The sequence below is a fragment of the Arenibacter hampyeongensis genome (assembly GCF_002909255.1).
Taxonomy (GTDB): domain Bacteria; phylum Bacteroidota; class Bacteroidia; order Flavobacteriales; family Flavobacteriaceae; genus Arenibacter; species Arenibacter hampyeongensis.
Genome location: NZ_PIOB01000001.1, coordinates 353,175 through 372,142, shown reverse-complemented (window position 1 = coordinate 372,142; position 18,968 = coordinate 353,175). Strand labels below are relative to the sequence as shown.

General features: G+C 38.1%; 13 protein-coding genes. 9 read left to right on the top strand and 4 right to left on the bottom strand.

Translation table 11 applies throughout. The annotated features are described in order from the left end of the window. Positions 1 to 441: 441 nt before the first annotated feature. Together CWD91_RS01595 and CWD91_RS01590 are read right to left on the bottom strand one after the other, a co-directional pair. Complete coding sequence (locus CWD91_RS01595) at positions 442 to 2,532, bottom strand: PorP/SprF family type IX secretion system membrane protein (RefSeq protein WP_103439197.1); 2,091 nt, start codon at positions 2,530 to 2,532, stop codon at positions 442 to 444. A gap of 6 nt (positions 2,533 to 2,538) precedes the next feature. Continuing rightward, a complete protein-coding gene (locus CWD91_RS01590; RefSeq protein WP_239985606.1) occupies positions 2,539 to 4,806 on the bottom strand; it encodes a T9SS type B sorting domain-containing protein in 2,268 nt (755 codons plus the stop codon). Positions 4,807 to 5,057: 251 nt separating this feature from the next. Here CWD91_RS01590 and CWD91_RS01585 point away from each other — a divergent pair, with 251 nt between their 5' ends. The 4 genes from CWD91_RS01585 (at position 5,058) to CWD91_RS01570 (ending at position 8,068) form a co-directional block, all read left to right on the top strand. Then, positions 5,058 to 6,743: a glutamine--tRNA ligase/YqeY domain fusion protein gene (locus CWD91_RS01585; protein ID WP_103439195.1), complete on the top strand. Its 1,686-nt coding sequence runs from the start codon at positions 5,058 to 5,060 to the stop codon at positions 6,741 to 6,743. Between the two features lie 417 nt (positions 6,744 to 7,160). Beyond that, positions 7,161 to 7,490 (top strand): YtxH domain-containing protein, encoded by a 330-nt coding sequence (locus tag CWD91_RS01580; protein ID WP_103439194.1) that lies wholly within the window; start codon positions 7,161 to 7,163, stop codon positions 7,488 to 7,490. Positions 7,491 to 7,501: 11 nt separating this feature from the next. Then, entirely contained in the window at positions 7,502 to 7,846 is a 345-nt protein-coding gene (locus tag CWD91_RS01575; RefSeq protein WP_103439193.1) for a hypothetical protein, read from the top strand. A gap of 6 nt (positions 7,847 to 7,852) precedes the next feature. Continuing rightward, on the top strand, positions 7,853 to 8,068 hold the full coding sequence (locus CWD91_RS01570) for a DUF6327 family protein (RefSeq protein WP_103439192.1): 216 nt from the start codon (positions 7,853 to 7,855) through the stop codon (positions 8,066 to 8,068). Between the two features lie 86 nt (positions 8,069 to 8,154). Here CWD91_RS01570 and CWD91_RS01565 read toward each other — a convergent pair whose 3' ends face one another. Continuing rightward, positions 8,155 to 9,084 carry an SPFH domain-containing protein gene (locus CWD91_RS01565; RefSeq protein WP_103439191.1) on the bottom strand — a complete coding sequence of 310 codons (930 nt, stop codon included), beginning with the start codon at positions 9,082 to 9,084 and terminating at the stop codon, positions 8,155 to 8,157. Positions 9,085 to 9,236: 152 nt separating this feature from the next. Then, positions 9,237 to 10,748, bottom strand: coding sequence for a glutamate--tRNA ligase (gene gltX / locus CWD91_RS01560; RefSeq protein ID WP_103439190.1), 1,512 nt, complete (start codon positions 10,746 to 10,748; stop codon positions 9,237 to 9,239). A 109-nt stretch (positions 10,749 to 10,857) separates the two neighbouring features. Between gltX and CWD91_RS01555 the strand changes: the two genes are divergently transcribed. From CWD91_RS01555 to CWD91_RS01535, 5 genes are all read left to right on the top strand, one after another. Beyond that, a complete protein-coding gene (locus CWD91_RS01555) occupies positions 10,858 to 14,307 on the top strand; it encodes a hypothetical protein (protein WP_103439851.1) in 3,450 nt (1,149 codons plus the stop codon). After that, a complete protein-coding gene (gene ybeY, locus CWD91_RS01550; RefSeq protein ID WP_103439189.1) occupies positions 14,300 to 14,719 on the top strand; it encodes an rRNA maturation RNase YbeY in 420 nt (139 codons plus the stop codon). Before CWD91_RS01555 ends, ybeY begins: the two co-directional genes overlap by 8 nt. Before the next feature lie 5 nt (positions 14,720 to 14,724). Next, the gene (gene mnmG / locus CWD91_RS01545) at positions 14,725 to 16,593 is read left to right on the top strand and encodes a tRNA uridine-5-carboxymethylaminomethyl(34) synthesis enzyme MnmG (protein WP_103439188.1); all 1,869 of its coding nucleotides are present in this window, start codon (positions 14,725 to 14,727) and stop codon (positions 16,591 to 16,593) included. Between the two features lie 652 nt (positions 16,594 to 17,245). Next, the gene (locus CWD91_RS01540) at positions 17,246 to 18,073 is read left to right on the top strand and encodes a class I SAM-dependent methyltransferase (RefSeq protein ID WP_103439187.1); all 828 of its coding nucleotides are present in this window, start codon (positions 17,246 to 17,248) and stop codon (positions 18,071 to 18,073) included. A gap of 298 nt (positions 18,074 to 18,371) precedes the next feature. Next, positions 18,372 to 18,878 carry an OmpH family outer membrane protein gene (locus tag CWD91_RS01535; RefSeq protein WP_103439186.1) on the top strand — a complete coding sequence of 169 codons (507 nt, stop codon included), beginning with the start codon at positions 18,372 to 18,374 and terminating at the stop codon, positions 18,876 to 18,878. The last annotated feature ends 90 nt before the right edge of the window (positions 18,879 to 18,968 follow it).

Below are 18,968 nucleotides of genomic sequence, written 5' to 3'. Positions count from 1 at the left end.
AGAAAAGGAATGGAATTTTAATAAATAGTGGTTGTCAAACCCAACAAAAGAGCGCTTAGTGATTGGTCAATTTATGTATTTAAGTACCAAGTATTTACAAATTATGAAGGACAATGGAAATTGGCATTCTTCAATATTGGTAATTTGGCTATCCAACTTTTGAACCACATTGGAAAATTCTTCTTCCTCCTTAATTTGGAAAATATTCGGATAACTTATTTGTGTGGAGAAATTAAAAGATATTTGTATATATGCAGTTAAACAAAAGATTAGGCTAGTTCACAAACTTTTAAAATGTATAGAAGATTAGCTCGATACCAATAGTTTGTCTTTATGTGAATGTGCTTTTCCCAATAAGAATTTTTATCATTAAGAATTGCCTGTTCTCTGTTGAATACTGTTATTGAATATGGGAATGAAACTTTTAAACTACTTTTTAGTTTAGGTGACCTGATTTGGTGCTACCCTCATTATCCACATTTTTTCATTATATGTATCGTTGATCTTTGAGTAATAGGAAACCAATGCATTGTTCCATGATTCATGTCTTTTTAAGTAAACATACCGATAATTATTTTCGGGGTTTATAAAGTAGCTGGCACTAAGTCCCTGTGCATTTAACATTTTCACAAACCGATTGGCATTGTTGGCATTGGCAAATACATTTGCGATAATATAGTAACCACTTCCCAAGCCATTTATTTTGTATACTTTGGCAGTTGGGTCATTGGAGGTAACATTATCTTTGACAACCACATTTTTCTGTAATTGGTCCACCCCATATTTGGACGATTTTTCCTTGATTTTGTTTACGTTCTCCACATAGGCTTTATCTGCGTCGGTATAACGGGTGTTGTCCACATTCATAATCCACATGTCCTTGTTATAGGAACCGTTTAAGTTGGATTTATGGGCTGTCATGGCTTCCTGCCATGTATCATACCTTTCTAGATATACATATTTAAGGCCATTGTTCGAATTTTCGAAATGGTCTGCCCTTACTCCGGACTTGGCAAGTTCTTCTACGAACTTGTTAAGATACTTCTCACCTTTATAAACATTGGCTACTATATAGTATCCGTCGGCCACACCATCCAAGTTCCTGAATTTTCTACTCTTAATATTGTTTTGTTGGGCAACCCTTGTAAACTCATCATTTTCTTGGGTGTCCTCTTTCTTGGTTTTAGGGGTAATTTTAGTCTCTACCTCCCTAGTGGCTATGGCGTCTTTGGGTTTGGAAACTGAATTTATAACATTCGGTTTATTTTCTTTTTTAGTTGGTTTTGAATTGGCGACCAAGCCTCCGTTTTCATTATTTACCAGATACATCTTTTTGGCTTTTTCCTCAACGTCCGGTCGCTTGCCCTGTGTTTCTTCCCGAACCATTCGCATAACCATTTCAAACCTGCGTTCCAGATCTTTTTGACGGTTGGTTTCGGATGAATCCTGACGGAACATTAACTCGGCCAAAATTTCATCATTTTCGGCCAATGCCTTTTTAAGTTTTTCTATTTCCAGTTGCTGTGCCGTCAACTTTTCTTCAGGCACTTCTTCGTTCTGTGCCAGTTCCTCGTAACCTTCTTCCAACATTACCCGATCTTCTGTAAGTGTCGGGGTTATAGAGTAGGCAAAGGATATTTCATGGGTTAGTCCAAAATTGTCAAAATTGTTGGACAATCCTTTCTCCATTGTGTAGCCTAAAGAAAGCCTACGATTTATGTTAAAACCGATACCGGCCGAGGCGCCATAAAAACTATCATAACCACCTTGTAACCATCCTAATTTTGGCAGGTCAAGGATTAGACTTCCTCCCAATACTACTTCTTCAGTTCCTATTTTACGTACTCGGGCCAATGGCATTAGACGGCCTTGTTCCAAGATACCATCACTGTTTTCAAACTGATGGGTATATTGTAAATGACCGGAAAATGTTTTATCTCCGAATTGGGTTATTGTTTCACTGGTTTTTAAGTTATAATCAAATAGGTTTTCGGCAAATACTCCAAAATCAAACTTTCCATAGGAAAGATTGAACCCTGGTTGAAAAGATAAAAGATTTGAATCCTGTAGGCCGTTTAATGCTGGATCGTTGGGATCTAATGCGTTTGCCCGGTTCCTGTCAAAGCCACTATTGTAATAGGCAAGGTTTGCCCCAAAGGTAAAATTACTTTTATCACTTAGTTTTATACCATAGGCATAGTTGGCCATAACCCCGTAGTTGGATATTAAACCTTCTCTCTGGGTATATAGGCTTAGGCCTAGACCACTACGGTCATTAACACGACCACTATAACTTAGGAAATAATCCTGGTTGTTATCATTAAAAGATACCGCTTGGTTTCTGTGTAATAAGTTTATATATGATTTGTCTTCCCTTACGGTGGAAAACGTAGGGTTAATTAAGAATCTGTTGAATTTTAGGAGATTCTGTGAAGGAACGTCATAAGAAACAAACGGACTTTCTTCCTGCCCTGTTACCTTGGTAAGGCAGAGAAAAAAGAAAAGTATAAATATATAGTTTTTATTAAACATGGTATATTATCGTATTACTGTAATAGTTCCCTTTTTCAAGGTTTCTTTGGCATTTTTTATGGTATAATAAAAGACCATATTCTGCTTGGGGAATTTCGTGGTAGCCTCTGGCCAATTGTTCTGGTACTGTTGCTGGTTAAGCACTTCCTCTCCCTTATCATTATAGATTATAACTGAAATATTGGGGTCTTTAGTATATGTATTGGGAATAATCCATTGATCGTTAAAGCCATCTCCATTGGCAGTAATTACATTTGGCACACCAAATGTATCCTGAAACGAGGCGGTAAACGACTTTGAGACTTCACAATTGTTAATTGTCGCCGTTACCAAATAACTTCCTTCCTGAGTAATGGAAACCGTGTCCGTATCACTGATAAGAATGTTATTTTGGTCGTACCATTTATAGCTTATAGCTCCACTGGCGGAAATTATTTTGCTACCACCTTCTGGAAATACTACTTCGTTATTGGTCGTGCTTAGGGCAATCAAAGAAGCGTCCAGCGGTGAAATAATTATTTCATTGGACTGTAGGTCGCATCCATTTTTCTGTATTATCAATTGATATGTACCTGGTGTCGTAGCCGATAAGGATTCGCTGGCCGAATTTAAATTTACGCCATCTTTGAACCAATCAAAGCTTTCACCGGTCAACACGGTTGTGGTAGAAATATCGATAGTTTCGTTTGAATTACAGATAACACTTCCGCTCCCAGAAATAGTTAGAGTTTCATTGGTCAACAATCGTACTGGTAGGGCATTGGAGTTGGAATTGAAACTGTCCAATGTTCCCTGAACCTTATATTCACCATTTTCATCTGTATTTGTTAAACTTATACTACTGCCATTGGCACTGGGAACGTTGGTCCCGTCTTTGGTCCACTGATAGGAGAAGTTAGCTATTAAATCTGCCGTAACATCTGTTTTGGAACCATCTGATAGTACTGCGTTAATCTTATTGACCTCTATGGCTATACTGGTATTAACACAATTGGTATATTCTGTTGTGTAATCCGTAATTATCTCAAAAGAATCAGGGTTGACCAGGGTTGTGGTTTCGGTATTCTTGGTAGCTGAGGTACAGGCGCCACCGCTTAGCGTAACTTCCGCGTAGTAGACACCTACTGCATTTGCGACTAGCGTGTTGTTTGTTGCACCTGATATGGCGGCACTGTCCCTATACCATTGATAGGTGACAGATCCAACATCTGATGAAGCAGCTAAATTTGCAGTTGCTCCGGGCAAAATAACCATGTTGGCAGGGTTATCCCTGGAAACAGTAAAGAGTCCGGCATTACTAATGCTTACCGTATTGGAGGTTTCTGTACATATACCAGCTCCCTGTATTTTTACGGAGTAGTCACCAGGAAAATTGGCGTCATTGGTATCTATGTTATAGGTATAGGCACCTAAGGTACTTGCTTGGATAATTGTGGTTCCCTTGTACCAGGTATAGTAAAGGTCTGGATAGTTCATGTTGGCCTCTAGGGGCGCATAACTTTGACCGGAGCACAAGGCGGTTTCGGCAGGTGGGTTTAAGGCCAAGCCAACACTGGTCCCAATTTCAACCTCAATGGATAGTGACTGGGTATTCGCAGAACCGGAACAGGTTGAACCGTAATCCAATTCTACAACATAATAACCGCTTTCAGTAACTTCAATGGAAGATCCACTTCCGCTACTGGTGAACGGGGATGTATTTTTATACCAATTATACCGATAGGTTTCTGGATTGCCAACATTGTATACTTCCAATGTAGTTGTACCACCATTGCACAGTTGTATTTTTTGTGACGGCGGTGCACCGGTGTCTCCTACTTCCCTTATGGCCAGGGTTGAATTAAAATCTATATAGTACATTTCAAAAGCGTCTGATACGGGACTGGTTTTTGCGGGACTGGTGCTTCTTACCCTAAATCTGTAGGCATCTCCCCTAGTATCTGTGGGCAATGAAAATTTAAATTCGAAGTCAAAATCCGAATTCTTGTCCGATACACTACTTAGTTCCTTGGGGGCTGAAAATGAACCATTGGCATCCGATAGCTCCAAAACAAATTTATTGTCACTATTAACCGAGGGTAGCCAAGTAAAATTTATAAAGTACTCGTTAAAACTTGCTGATGCACAGGCAGCGGTCCAAACCGAATTTCCCGCTAAATTTGGGTTATCGGCCGGTGTAGGTTTGTTCAATGTCTGGGCAGAAATAGTGTTTATACCCAACATCATAAATGTTAGAACGAAAATCAGTAGGTTATTCTTCTTGTTCGGGTTCATAAGATGTTGTAGTTAGGGGTTACTACCAGCATATATTGTTGATAATTATCAGATAACTTATTTTAAAATTTGGCAATACCTTGAGTTACAAAGTATCCAACCACAAATATGTCATATAATTATAATACTGGAAATTTAAAGTTGTAAGGACATTTAAATCTGTTGTGAAACCCACTTTATTGTATGGTATGCTTAAATTATAGTCTGCTTTCCCTGCATTTTCCGTACATTTGCGCATCAAAAAAGAGAATATGAGTGAAGCATCAAAATCGCTAAATTTTATTGAGCATATTGTGGAAGAGGATTTAGGCAGTGGTTTTCCCAAGGATAAGCTTCGTTTTAGATTTCCACCTGAGCCAAATGGTTATCTCCATATTGGCCATGCAAGTTCTATATGCCTTAATTTCGGTTTGGGATTGAGATATCAGGCACCTGTTAATTTGCGTTTTGATGACACCAACCCAGCCAAGGAGGAGCAGGAATATGTAGATGCCATTAAAGAGGATGTTAAATGGCTTGGTTACGAATGGGATACTGAATGTTTTGCTTCCGATTATTTTCAACAGCTTTACGATTGGGCCATAGTGCTGATAAGACAGGGAAAGGCCTATGTTGATAGCCAGACTTCCGAGGAAATTGCGGCCCAAAAAGGGACGCCTACAGAGACAGGGACACCTAGCCCTTACAGGGAACGTACTGTTGAAGAGAATTTGGAGTTGTTTGAGGGTATGCGGAATGGAAAGTATAAGGAGGGAGAACATGTTTTAAGGGCTAAAGTGGATATGTCCTCTTCCAATATGTTGATGCGTGATCCAATTATGTACAGGGTGTTATATAGGGCTCATCACAGAACAAATACCGATTGGTGTATTTATCCGATGTATGATTGGACGCATGGGGAGAGCGATTATATAGAACAAGTATCGCATTCGTTGTGTACTTTGGAATTTGCCATGCACAGGGAACTTTATGACTGGTTTTTGGATCAAGTGGTTGACAAGGATTTAGTGCGACCAAAACAAAGGGAATTTGCAAGGAGAAATTTTAGTCACACCGTTGTGAGTAAACGGAAGTTGCTACAATTGGTTGAACAAGGTTTTGTAAGCGGTTGGGATGACCCGAGGATGCCAACAATTTCTGGTTTGAGAAGAAGAGGGTATACACCGGAGTCGATTAGGAATTTTGCAGATACCATTGGTATCGCCAAAAGAGATAATGTTGTGGACGTTTCCTTATTGGAATTTCATGTACGGGAACACTTGAATAAGATTGCCCCAAGGGTAATGGGCGTGTTGAACCCGTTAAAAGTTGTTTTGACCAATTATCCTGATGTTCAAGAGGAATGGTTGGAAGCGGAGAACAACCCGGAAGATGAGGCAGCAGGGTATAGACAACTTCCATTTTCAAGGGAATTGTATATTGAACAGGAAGATTTTTTGGAGGAGGCCAATAGAAAATTCTTTAGATTGAAGTTAGGAGGAGAAGTACGCCTTAAGAATGGTTATATTATAAAGGCGGAATCCTGCACTAAAGATACCGATGGGAATATTATTGAGGTACAATGTACTTATGACCCCAAAAGTAAGAGTGGAAGTGGTACGGAAGAAAGTTTAAGAAAAGTAAAGGGTACCTTACATTGGGTTTCTGCCAAGCATGCCTTGACAGCTGAGGTTAGGTTATACGATCGTCTCTTTACCGATGAAACTCCAGATTCCCATAAGGATAAGAATTTCTTGGATTTTATTAATCCAGATTCCTTGCAAATAATTTCTGCTTACGTGGAGCCAAGTTTGGCTGAAGGAAATATTGGTGATATCTTTCAATTTCAACGTATGGGATATTTCAATATCGATAAGGACAGCCTACCCAATAAATTGGTCTTTAATAGAACAGTGGGACTAAGGGATACCTGGGCCAAAATTCAGGAAAAGAAATAGCATAAATTAAGTTGATGCCTTTTGATATAACAATTGGTATTTTCTATAAAAAACGGATTCCACAGCTTTTATTTGCTGTGGTTTTTTTTTGAATCAAGGCAAATACATCTTTAGGATTATTTTGTTTGTTATAGGGCCTTAAATCGGTTTTTGATAGAAATCTTGGCCGTCTTGGCTATTTAGGTCAAAAGTTTGTTGGATAGTGGCAATACAAAGTTCTCCTTCCCCTTAATTTTGAAGCATTAACAACTACTTTATATTTTATAGAAGAATTTACTCCAAGTTGGAAACCAGTGCCCAAATAATTTCCAGGGGCTGCTTAGTCTTTATTATTTAACTGGATATTAACGGTAAATGGATTGTATTGGGACGTAAATCAATTAAAATAGGAAGTAATAACATTAAATACGATAAGTTATGACAAACGACAGTGGAAATACTTTGTTGGCTTTGCTAACGGGTGCGGCAATTGGTGCCGGAATAGGTATTTTATACGCTCCCGATAAGGGAACCAAGACCAGGAAAAGGATTAAGAAAAAGGCAATGGAAACAACGGATGAAATAAGCAGTAGAATTTCCCAGGCAAAAGAGGAACTGACAAAAACTGCCGAGGCCAAAAAGATTGACTTTGATCAAAAACTGGAGGAGACCATTTCCAATATGAGCTATAAGGCAGACGATATTATATCCGCACTGGAAAATAAGTTGGCCGACCTGAAAGTAAAGAATGCACAATTGCAGAAGTAAAAGAGAGTTAAATGGCTTTAGAGGATTTAAAGGAAAGTTTTATAGAGGTTGATAGTGATGTTAGGTCGTATTTGGAAAATACTGGTGAGTATTATAAACTTCAGGTGTTCAAAATAACAATGCGTAGCATTACTACCTTTGCAAAGCTCTTGATGGTTGGAAGCATAGCTTTACTTGCTTTGTTTATGTTATCCTTTGCAGTCGCATATGGCATTGGCCTTTGGTTGGAAAATACCTTCTTGGGGTTTTTCTTTATGGGGCTATTTTATGTTGTTATGGGATCAATTTGTTATTTGTACAGACATAAATTGGATAGACCCATGTTGAAGAATTTTTCTAAATATTATTTTGATTAATAAATTATGGCAATACCTTCATTTAATTCTTTTGAGGAAATAGATCAAAAGTTGAGAATTTTAAAATTACAGAGAGCCATTGATAAGGAGCAGTTAAAAGGCCACCTTAATAATGCAAAGTCCAGTTTGTATCCTACGAGATTATTGGGAGGGTTCGCAGGGATTACCAAAAAATTGCTTATTTCCTTTGTAGCCAATAAGATTTTAAAGAAACTTGGTTAGTTTCGCTGTTTATCAAAGGCAAAGACCTTTTACTACTTGTGTTGAACAAGTGTAAAAGGTCTTTGCTTTAAAAGTCAAATAGTAGACTATTTAGTGTCTTTCTTTTTATTTTGCGTTTTCATAGATTCCCCTATCATATTACTGGCGGTAAAGGAGGCTACCATGTTGTTTAACATGTCGCTTCCAGCCTGGGGTGAGTTTGGCAACAGTATTAAATTGGTGTTGGTAGCTTCACCTATAGATTGTAAAGTGTCATAATGTTGTGTAACAACGATTAAGGCTGAGGCTTCTTGTGAATTTATACCGACTTTGTTCAATACTTCTACAGATTCCTCCAATCCACGGGCAATTTCTCTTCGCTGATCGGCAATACCTTGTCCCTGTAGCCTTTTGCTTTCTGCTTCGGCCTTTGCTTTTTCTACGATTAGGATACGTGCAGCATCCCCTTCAAACTGGGCGGCAATTTTTTCCCTTTCAGAAGCGTTGATACGGTTCATGGCTTCTTTTACCTGGGCATCCGGATCTATATCCGTTACCAGGGTTTTAATAATATCATATCCGTAATCCAACATCGCATCTTGAAGCTCGGTTTTTACGGCAATAGCGATATCATCTTTTTTTACGAATACATCATCCAATTTCATTTTAGGAACTTCGGCACGTACTACATCAAATACATAAGAGGTAATTTGATCATGAGGATATTCCAATTGATAAAAGGCTTCATAGACTTTATTTTTTAATACAACGTATTGTACGGAAATTTTAAGCTTTACAAAGACATCGTCCAGGGTCTTGGTCTCAACAATTACATCCAATTGTTGAATTTTGAGGCCCACACGGGCCACAATGCGGTCTACCAACGGAATTTTCATCCCTAAACCGGAGGTACGTACACTATTGAATTTCCCAAAACGCTCTATAATAACGGCAGTTTGTTGCTTAACAGTGAAGAATGAAGAAAAAAGTACAATAAGACCGATTAATAGTAACGGAATTAGCAAAAATGAACCCATGATTAAGTGTTTAAAATTAGTGAATGAATTTACAAAAGACTTTGCAGATATGTCGCTTTTTAGTCCATGATGTTACATTTCCGATTTCTGGAGCCTTAGATTCCCGTTCTTCTTGGGAATTCAAATCTTACCCTATTTTGGAAACAAAGGGTCTACAAAACGGAAATAGCTGTTTTAATCCTATCCACGCAATCCTTCTTGCCAATTAATGCTATAATATCGAAAATATGAGGTCCCTTCATCTCACCCACAATAACTAAACGTAAGGGGGGCATTACCTTTCCAAAGGATAGTTCATTGTCTGTAATCCATTCTTTTACTACATTTTCAAGGTTTTCAGAAGAAAAATCATCGATAACTTCAATTAGGGTTAATAATTGGGTCATTACGGAAGCACTGTCTTCCTTCCATTGCTTTTTAACCGCCTTTTCATCGTAGTTGGTTGGTGCAACAAAGAAATAATCACCCAAATCCCAAAATTCGTTTACAAAGGTGGCACGTTCTTTTATTAAGGAAATTACTTCCTTTATATAGTTGGCATTATCCTTTTCCTGTGGTAAGGGAATACCTCTGTCTTTCATGTTCAACATAAACGCATTGGCCAGTTGGGCATTGTCCTGCGTCTGCATATAGTGTTGATTATACCATTTGGTTTTGTCCGGATCAAATCGGGCTCCCGATTTGTTAACTCTTTCCAAACTGAATGCGGCTACCAGTTCATCCAGTGAAAAGATTTCTTGTTCCGTACCTGGATTCCACCCTAGTAAAGCCAGGAAGTTGGTAACTGCTTCTGGAAAATAGCCCTCTTCTCGGTATCCAACGGAATCTTCCCAAGTAAGTGGAAACACAGGAAAGCCCATTTTTGCTCCATCCCTTTTACTTAGCTTGCCTTTTCCTACCGGTTTCATTATTAAGGGTAAATGGGCAAATTGTGGTGCTTCCCATCCAAAAGCGTCGTATAATTGCTGGTGAAGGGCCAATGAAGGCAACCATTCTTCACCTCGTATAACGTGGCTTATCTGCATTAAATGGTCATCCACTATGTTGGCTAAATGATAGGTTGGCATTCCATCGCTCTTAAACAAAACCTTGTCATCCAGCGTATTGGTATCTATTTTTATTTCACCCCTTATGATATCGTGAAGCTGTAATTCGGAATCCTGGGGAGTTTTAAAACGAATAACAAAATCCTCACCTGCTTCCAACTTGGCCTTTGTTTCCGCAGTACTTAATGACAGGGAGTTGGAGAGTTTTAGCCTGTTGTGATAGTTATAGATAAATGTCTTGCCCTTTTCTTCGTGGTCCTTTCTATGAAAATCCAGTTTTTCACTTTTGTCAAATGCATAATAGGCATGACCGCCGGAAATTAGTTTATCGGCATATTTTCTATATAGATCTTTTCTATTGCTCTGTCGGTATGGACCATATCCGCCATCTTTTCCTGGACCTTCATCGTAAGGTATATTGCACCAGTTGAGCGCATCTATTATATATTGTTCGGCACCTTCAACATAACGGTTTTGATCTGTGTCCTCTATTCTCAATATAAAATCCCCATGGTGTTTTTTGGCGAATAAATAATTGAAGAGGGCGGTACGAACACCACCTATATGTAATGGTCCTGTTGGGCTAGGAGCAAAACGAACTCGCACTTTCTTGGTCATTGTATTTATTTTTTCCCAAAGATACATAAAGCGTTCTATTTGGTTAAGGGGTTTTGCGGCATAGGTCCTATTTGGCTTTTTTGTATCTTGGTTCTAAATATGATTGACTTTGGAGAATTATAAGAATATATTGGACAAACTTAGTGCCTTCATTGCAAAGTTCTATACCAAGATGTTGCTAAAGGGTTTACTTCTTTTTTTAACCTTTGGTTTCCTTTTCTTTTTTGTCGTACTCGGTATAGAATATTATTTGTGGTTAAATTCTACAGGACGGTTTATCCTATTTCTTTTGTTCGTTTTGACAGAGTTTTATTTGGCTTGGCATTTTATCATTATTCCTTTGTCCTTTTTGTTTAAATGGAGACGAGGATTAAGTAATAAAGAAGCTTCTGTACTTATAGGGAAGTATTTCCCAGAAGTTGATGATAAGCTATATAATTTGTTGGATTTGGCCGAAAATGACTCAAGATCCGAGCTATTGTTGGCTAGTATGCAGCAGCGGTCAACAAAGCTTGGTACAGTTCCTTTTGTTAAGGCGATTAATTTTAGGGAAAATGCCAAATACCTAAAGTATTTGTTAGTTCCTATCGGTATTTTTGGGTTTATATGGGTTTCAGGTGATATAGTTTCATATTTCAGTTCTTATAAAAGGGTGGTTAATTATGATTTGGCCTATGAGCCTCCATCGCCTTTTAGATTTACATTGGTCAATTCTGATCTAGATGTATTGGATAATAATTCCTTGACTCTTTTGGTGACTACTGAGGGTCGTATTAAGCCGGAAACTGTGTCTATTGTTGTTAATGACAATGAATTTCTATTACGTTTTAAGGATGGTTTTTATCAATACGTTTTTTCACCACCACTACGTAGTACTTCTTTTTATTTCTTGGCAAATGGTGTAAGATCAAAGGAATATTTTTTGAATGTTCTTGAAACTCCGGCAATTATCGATTTTGATATGGTCTTGGATTATCCTGACTATACGAACAAAAAGGATGAAGTTATTAGTAGTACTGGAAACGCTGTTTTTCCCGAAGGTACTGAGGTGATGTGGAGAATAAATACCAGAGCCACTGAGGAGGTAATTTTTCATGCCAATGATAGTTCAGACACCTTTATTAAGTCACGGGATACTTTCACTTTCTCTAAAAGAGTTTTTTCTGATTTTAATTATGAGTTGGCTACTTCCAATGGTAATATAAAGGAGTATGAAAGATTGGGTTATAAGTTGAAGGTGGTTAAGGATGCTTATCCTAGTTTGCGTGTTGATCAGGTTTTGGATTCCCTGAATCCAAATGTGTCGTATTACCTTGGGGAGGCTACCGATGATTATCAACTAAGGACTGTTAAATTGGTGTATTATAAAAAAGGGGAGGAAGATAGGAGGGTCCTTGTTTTGTCCAGTCCAATTTTGAATTACGATAAATTTTATTACACTTTTCCTTCTGGTTTGGATTTGGTTGAAGGAGTTACTTATGATTTTTATTTCGAGGTTGTGGATAATGATGCCATTCACAAGGGTAAAGTAACTAAGAGTCAGGTGTTTAGCTCAGCTTTGTTGGACGATAATATGTTGAAGGATAGAGAGTTAGAATTCCAAAGGTCGGTATTGAGTAATTTGGATAAGTCTTTGGAGAAATCTAAAAATCAACAGCAGACCTTGAAAGAATTAACCAAGGAACAAAGGGAGAAAAGTAGTTTAAGTTTTTCCGATCAGAATAGGATTAAGGATTTTTTGAAACAGCAGGAGCAGCAGGATGAGTTAATGAAAAAGTTCAGTAGTCGGCTAAAGGATAATCTTAAAAAGGCCGATGATGATAGTAAGTTGAATAAATTGCTGCAGGAGCGGATTGAACGACAGGAACTGGAGGCTAAAAAGAATGAAAAATTATTGGAGGAGTTAAATGGGATAGCCGAGAAGTTGGACAAGGAAGATTTGGCCAGGCGTTTGGAGGAGTTGGGTAAGCGGCAGAAGAATGGTGACCGTAATTTGGAACAGATTTTGGAACTTACCAAACGGTATTATATTCAACAGAAATCTGAACAGTTGGGCAACGAATTAAAAAAGTTGGCAGATAAGCAACTGTCCTTGATTTCAGAGGAATTTGAAAGGAAAAGGAGTTTGTTGAAGGATGAACAAAATAAATTGGGCTCTGATTTTGATCGGGTTTCTAAGGAATTGGATGAGTTGAGGAAGGATAATGCTAGTTTAAAGAAGCCAATGGGTTTGAAGATTGATCAAAACAAGATAGATGCAATCAGGCGTGAACTTGAGGTGGCATTGGAAGAGATTGATAAACAGCTTAAATCTCAAGAAGGTAAAAAGCTTTCAGACAAGGGCAAATCCAATCAGAAGTCAGCTGCTAAAAAGATGAGTGAAATGGCGGAAGAATTAATGCAATCTGCTTCTGGTTCAGGAGGGGGTTCTTCGGAAGCTGAGGATGCCGAGGTCCTGCGACAGTTGTTGGATAATTTAATTACTTTTTCCTTTAAGCAGGAGGCTTTGTACAATAGTTTAGGTCAATCCGATATTTCCAGTACTGTGAATTCTGGGAGTATTAGGAAGCAACGGGAATTAAGGGAATTGTTTAAACATGTGGATGATAGTTTGTTTGCTTTGTCCTTAAGACAAGCAGAGATGACCGAGTTCGTAAATGAACAGATAGGTGAGGTGTATTATAATTTGGATAAGGCCCTTGAAAGTATGGCAGAGAGTGAGATGTACCAGGGGGCTTCATATCAGAAGTATGTTTTAAATGCTTCCAATAGTCTTTCGGACTTTTTGGCCAATGTTTTGGAGAATATGCAACAGAATATGAGTATGGGTTCCGGTAAAGGAAAAGGGCAAGGATTTCAATTACCTGATATTATTATGGGTCAGGAAAAATTGGGTGAGAAGTTGGGAGAAATGGGTATGAAGGGATCAAAAGGAGAGAGTCCTGGAGAGGGTAAGGAAGGTGAAGGTAGTGGAGATAAGCAGGGGAAGGATGGTAGTAGTGGCAAGGAAGGTGATGGTCAGGGAGGTGAAGGTAAGGGAGGTGAAGGTAAGGGCAAGGGTTCTGGTGGTTCCAAAGGTGAAGAAGGTGGAGTTGGAGGAGAAGGTGGTTCTAGTAGTAAGCAAGGAGGACCTAGTGAGGAGGAGTTGAATGAAATTTATGAAATTTACAAGGAGCAACAAGCTTTACGGGAACAACTTGAGAATCAATTGAAGGACCTAATTAATAAGGATGATCGTAGGATAGGAGAGAAATTGATTAAGCAGATGGAAGATTTTCAGAATGAATTATTAAGGAATGGTGTTACCCAGCAAAGCCTTAATAAAATGAATAATATTAACCGAGAAATGCTGAAATTGGAAAATGCGGCTCTTAAGCAAGGGAAGTCAGAGAAAAGGGAGAGCAATAGAGCCATTGATGTGTTTCAGAACCCGATACTTACTAAACCCTCAATATTAGATAATTATCGGAATGAAGTGGAGATTTTATACAGACAAGCATTACCTTTGCAGCAAAATTTTCAAATTAAGGTTAAGGAATATTTTAGAATTGATGATTGATTTTCACTACGAGTCTGATTTTGTAATAGAGGATGAAACCAAGTTTTCCGATTGGATTGGTAGGTTAATAGTTTCTGAGGGCCGATGTCATGGCCAATTGGATTTTATCTTTTGTGATGATGAGTATCTCTTAAAGATAAATCAGGACTATTTAAATCATGATACATATACCGATATTATTACTTTCCCTTATGAGGATTTAAATGGACTCGCTGGAGATATTTTCATCTCTGTTGAGCGTGTTAGGGATAATGCTACTGATTATGGCGTTGATTTTATTACTGAATTAAAACGCGTAATGGCTCATGGTGTGTTACACCTTATTGGGTATGGCGACAAGAAAGAGGAAGAGGTTTTGTTGATGAGGTCAAAGGAAGATGAAAAAATTAAATTGTTCCACGTGGAACATTAGAAACTATGTTTGAAAAGGAATATGATGTTATTGTAGTAGGCGCTGGTCATGCTGGTGCCGAAGCTGCTGCTGCTGCTGCTAACCTTGGGTCTAAGACTCTTTTGGTTACAATGAACTTACAGACTATAGGGCAAATGTCTTGCAATCCGGCCATGGGCGGAATTGCAAAGGGGCAGATTGTACGGGAGATCGATGCACTTGGGGGTTATAGTGGTATAGTAAGTGATAAAAGTGCCATTCAATTTAAGATGCTTAATAAAAGCAAGGGTCCAGCTATGTGGAGTCCTAGGACCCAAAATGATAGGATGCGTTTTGCTGAAGAATGGAGAATGGCTTTGGAAAACACATCTAATGTTGATTTTTATCAGGAAATGGTGTCGGGACTTTTGGTAGAGAATGGCCGTGCCGTTGGTGTTAAAACATCCTTGGGAATTGACATTAGGTCTAAGTCTGTTGTGCTTACCAACGGTACTTTCTTAAACGGCTTAATTCATATAGGGGACAAACAATTTGGTGGTGGTAGAGCAGGTGAAAAGGCTGCGACCGGAATTACCGAACAATTGGTTGGACTAGGTTTTGAAAGTGGAAGAATGAAGACTGGAACGCCACCTAGGGTGGATGGTCGGTCCTTGGATTATTCTTTAATGATTCCCCAGCCAGGTGATGAAATTCCGGAGAAGTTTTCTTATTCGGACACAAAAGCACTTACTAAACAAAGGGATTGTTATATGTCTCATACGAGTCTTTTGGTTCACGATTTGCTCAGGGAAGGATTCGATCGTTCTCCAATGTTCAATGGTCGGATTAAGAGTTTGGGGCCAAGATACTGTCCCTCTATTGAGGATAAGATCAACCGTTTTGCAGACAAGGATAGTCATCAGCTTTTTGTTGAGCCCGAGGGCTGGAATACGGTTGAGGTGTATGTGAATGGGTTTTCTACTTCCTTGCCGGAGGATGTTCAATATAGGGCTTTAAAATCTGTAAAGGGATTTGAAAAGGTAAAGTTTTTTAGACCTGGTTATGCCATTGAATACGATTATTTTCCGCCTACTCAATTAAAGCATACCTTGGAAACAAAGCTTATTGAGAACTTGTATTTTGCAGGTCAAATTAATGGAACTACAGGATATGAGGAGGCTGCCTCCCAAGGATTAATGGCTGGGATAAATGCGCATTTAAAAATCAATGAAAAGGATGCTTTTATTCTTAATAGGGACGAAGCTTATATTGGAGTTTTGGTAGATGATCTTATTACAAAGGGTACGGAGGAGCCATATCGAATGTTTACTTCCAGGGCAGAATATAGGACTTTATTGCGTCAGGATAATGCAGATTTAAGACTTACTCCTAGAAGTTTTGAAATGGGCTTGGCTACAAAAGATAGGCTTGAAAAGATGGAGGAGAAGGAGCGTAAATCCAATGCCTTTATTGAGTTTTTTAGAGAGACCAGTTTTAAGCCTGAACAGATAAATCCTATTTTGGAAGAGTTGGATTCGTCTACAGTTAAGCAACCTGATAAGATGTTTAAAGTGTTTTCAAGACCCAAAGTAACCATGGATCATATGATGCAATTGGAAGGTGTTTCCGAATTTATTTCCGATAACAATTTGGATAGGGAGATCTTGGAACAGGCAGAAATCCAGGTGAAATATTCTGGTTATATCGCTAAGGAAAAGAACAATGCTGATAAATTGCAACGACTTGAAAATATTAAAATTCCGAAGGGATTTGATTATAGTAAGCTAAATTCCCTTTCCTATGAAGCGCGTGAAAAGCTTAAGGCAATACAGCCAGTTACTATTTCACAGGCTTCCAGAATAAGCGGTGTTTCTCCAAGTGATATTAGCGTTTTGCTGGTTTATATGGGACGATAATTTATTGGTCCCGTTTAATGTTCCACGTGGAACATTAGCAAACAGAATGTGATCTTAGGGCTTTTTAAGGGCTATTAATTTAATTTTATGTAGAGGGTGTTTGCACTATTTAATAGGCAGACACCCTTTTTTATGGCTTAGTTTTTGTGGCCGAATATTAAATCGATTGGCGGAAGTTTGACAAATCAGGACTGAATTTTGTTCCTTTAAAACAAAACTTCCATTTGTTTTCAGATTCGAAATAGGTCAGTTAAATCAATTTTCGAAAGCTTGGAAAATCGACTATTAGTGTGCTTTTTAATTTTATCTGCGTCGGAAAATTTACTTTTTAAAAGTATCTATTTTAATAGGTTTAATTATTTAATGGCTGCCTGAAGTTTTGCTGTATTTTGTAAATTCTTATTTGCAAATATTGTATTGCTTGTATCCAAGATGAATGATTTCTGTGTTAAACTTTTAATCCTCCTGGACCTAATATGTGGACACTACTTTTTATAATGTAGAAATGGAAATATGACGTATTGAATACTATTATTGATTTGGAGGATGGTTGTGCTTAAAGAATAATGTAATTTAAAATTCACTTTCATGAACAGCTGTTTTGAAGTATCTTCGTTGCTTCGTGTATTTATAATAATCCGCATCTTATACCATGAAGCTGTACTTAGAGACTAAAGATTACACCCTAACAGGAGAGTCGTTTCAATTGTTGCACGATCCTGTCTTGGATATGTTGGTGACTAATCCACAACCGGAAAGTATGGGTAAGTATTATGAAAGTGAAGATTATATTTCACATACGGATTCTAAGAAATCCTTCGTGGATAAGATCTACCAAACTGTAAAGGGATATAATCTAAAAAGCAAACTTACACTTATTGATTCTTATACTTCTGGAGATAAAACACTGTTGGATGTAGGAGCAGGTACTGGTGATTTTTTGGCGGTAGCGGGAAGGCAGGGTTGGGAAATTTTTGGGGTTGAACCTAGTGTAGTGGCAAAACGCAAGGCTAGTGAAAAGGACATTGAGCTATTTGAAGATTTGGATGCGCTGCCGCAGAGAAAGTTTGAGGTTATCACCCTGTGGCATGTGTTGGAGCATTTACCAGATCTGGATCAACAGATATCCAAGTTGGTAGGACTCCTATCTGATTCAGGGACCCTTATTGTGGCCGTTCCTAATTTTAAATCCTATGATGCGGTTTACTACAAACAATATTGGGCTGCTTATGACGTGCCCAGACACCTTTGGCATTTTTCGAGAAATAGTGTTCAAAGCATCTTTGGAAAACATGGGATGAAAGTGGTAATGACAAAGCCAATGATATTTGACGCTTTTTATGTTTCTCTACTTTCCGAAAAGTATAAAACCGGTAATCAGAATTTTGTTAAGTCTCTTTGGTCTGGATTTATATCCAATTTATTTGCCCTAAGGTCTAAAGAGTATTCTTCCTTGATCTACATAATTAAAAGGCAATAATACTTGTTTTAAGGCATTCTCAGCGGGTTTGACGCCCTTTACCTTCTGCTAATATGGCTCCTTTGAGAAAAACGCTGGTAGCCTTATTAATCGCTCTATTTATAATAGAAAAAAAGTATGTATATACAATTTTATATAGATTTTATTTATAGTTGCTAAAATTGGGTTTTGGTGTTTAGTATTGGAAGAACGGGGGAGGTGTTCGTCTAAAATCTTGTGTTCTAATGTTTGACAACAATTTTTGACTTAATCTAAAAAACCTTTTCTATTTTTGCCCAAATTTAAATTAAAGAGAAAAATGAAAAAATTAGTTTTGGCGCTGGTATTTATCGGAACAATATCTTGCCAACAGGAAAAGATAGCTTTTGTGGATAATGTAAAGTTGATGGATACCTATCAAGAGAAAATTGATATTGAAGCTAAATTTAAGACGAGAACTGAAACTTTTGGTAAAAAAAGGGATAGTATTTCCCAGGCTTTTCAAATTGAGGCCCAAGCTTTCCAGGCTAAAGCTCAAAAAATGGCTCAGGACAAGGCGCAAGAGGAGTATGGTCAGTTACAACAACGTAGTCAGTTTATTGGTCAACAGTTGCAACAGGAAGAGCAGCAATTGCAAATGCTGGGTCAGACAGAGATGGATAGCCTTGTTTCCAAAGTAAAAAAGGAAATTAAAGCTTATGGGGAATCAAATGGATACTCTTTTATCTTAACCGGTGGGGACGGGGGTAGCGTTCTTTACGGAACGGAAAACCATAACGTAACCGATGCTATCGTTAAAATTTTGAACGATAGTTATAAGAAGTAACATATCAAAGAAACCTCCTGGAGGAGGATGTATCATAAAAAAACCTTCGAGCTTATGTTCGAAGGTTTTTTTGTTCCAGCTAGATTGTGC

What these genes read in the sequence shown, in the direction of transcription:
- CWD91_RS01595 (WP_103439197.1), bottom strand. Translation starts at nt 2,532, where the DNA reads ATGTTTAATAAAAACTATATATTTATACTTTTCTTTTTTCTCTGCCTT.
- mnmG (WP_103439188.1), top strand. Translation starts at nt 14,725, where the DNA reads ATGTTTGAAAAGGAATATGATGTTATTGTAGTAGGCGCTGGTCATGCT.
- CWD91_RS01580 (WP_103439194.1), top strand. Translation starts at nt 7,161, where the DNA reads ATGACAAACGACAGTGGAAATACTTTGTTGGCTTTGCTAACGGGTGCG.
- CWD91_RS01540 (WP_103439187.1), top strand. Translation starts at nt 17,246, where the DNA reads ATGAAGCTGTACTTAGAGACTAAAGATTACACCCTAACAGGAGAGTCG.
- ybeY (WP_103439189.1), top strand. Translation starts at nt 14,300, where the DNA reads ATGATTGATTTTCACTACGAGTCTGATTTTGTAATAGAGGATGAAACC.
- CWD91_RS01535 (WP_103439186.1), top strand. Translation starts at nt 18,372, where the DNA reads ATGAAAAAATTAGTTTTGGCGCTGGTATTTATCGGAACAATATCTTGC.
- CWD91_RS01575 (WP_103439193.1), top strand. Translation starts at nt 7,502, where the DNA reads ATGGCTTTAGAGGATTTAAAGGAAAGTTTTATAGAGGTTGATAGTGAT.
- gltX (WP_103439190.1), bottom strand. Translation starts at nt 10,748, where the DNA reads ATGACCAAGAAAGTGCGAGTTCGTTTTGCTCCTAGCCCAACAGGACCA.
- CWD91_RS01585 (WP_103439195.1), top strand. Translation starts at nt 5,058, where the DNA reads ATGAGTGAAGCATCAAAATCGCTAAATTTTATTGAGCATATTGTGGAA.
- CWD91_RS01570 (WP_103439192.1), top strand. Translation starts at nt 7,853, where the DNA reads ATGGCAATACCTTCATTTAATTCTTTTGAGGAAATAGATCAAAAGTTG.
- CWD91_RS01590 (WP_239985606.1), bottom strand. Translation starts at nt 4,806, where the DNA reads ATGAACCCGAACAAGAAGAATAACCTACTGATTTTCGTTCTAACATTT.
- CWD91_RS01565 (WP_103439191.1), bottom strand. Translation starts at nt 9,084, where the DNA reads ATGGGTTCATTTTTGCTAATTCCGTTACTATTAATCGGTCTTATTGTA.